This is a genomic window from Roseibium denhamense (genome assembly GCF_009711415.1).
Lineage (GTDB): Bacteria > Pseudomonadota > Alphaproteobacteria > Rhizobiales > Stappiaceae > Roseibium > Roseibium denhamense.
This window is the reverse complement of sequence record NZ_SMLZ01000039.1, coordinates 1-688: the sequence shown is the minus strand read 5'-3', so window position 1 is coordinate 688 and position 688 is coordinate 1. Positions and strand designations below refer to the sequence as shown.

The following is a 688-nucleotide window of genomic DNA, read 5'->3' as shown; positions in this document are numbered from 1 at the left end:
GCCCTGGCCTTCTGCCAAGTCAGACAGGTTCAAGCCAGTCGACAGTGAAGCATCAGTGTAATCAACTGCATCGATTGTCAGTTTGGACGTAGAATCTTCGTTGAAGATTGTAGTCAGGTCGTTTCCATCGCCAGCAAGAAGATTCTTGCCTTTGTAGGAGCTATCCTTTGCAACGTCTTCGATCTGCTCAAGCAGGGCGTTATACTGTTCCGCAAACGTCTTCCGCTCATATTGGCTTTGCGTTTGCAGTGACTGATTGGCCTTTGCCTTTGCCGATTCCACAAGATCCGTAATCGTCGTGATACCTTGGTCAGCAGCTTTAATCGTCTGCAGCGATTGGCCCATGTCGTCCAGAAGCGTGCTAAGATCATTGGCACGTGAGTTCAGGCCGGATGCTGTAAAGAAGCTGTTCGGATCATCCAGCGCGGAATTGACCTTCAGTCCGGTGGCCAGTTTGTTCTGGACATCGGATGTGAGGCGGGCGGTGGATTGAAGTGTGAGAAGGTTCTGCCTAACGGCAGCTGACAGGTTGATGTCAGACATAGTATATCCCTTTCCTGGGTCACAAATGCATCCGCTCTTCCTGAACGGGTTGACGCCAAGAATGGTCTGTTAACCTTAATCAATGGTAAACCGCTTTGAAAAATAGGGTAAACGGCCCCTTAACCAGCCTTTGGGTGAGCAAATG

Annotated in this window: 1 protein-coding gene; it reads right to left on the bottom strand. The window is 49.9% G+C overall.

The window, feature by feature from the left end:
- Positions 1-543: flagellin N-terminal helical domain-containing protein (locus tag E1180_RS00120; RefSeq protein WP_482822443.1), on the bottom strand; the 543-nt coding region annotated here is incomplete at its 3' end.
- Positions 544-688: the final 145 nt, after the last annotated feature.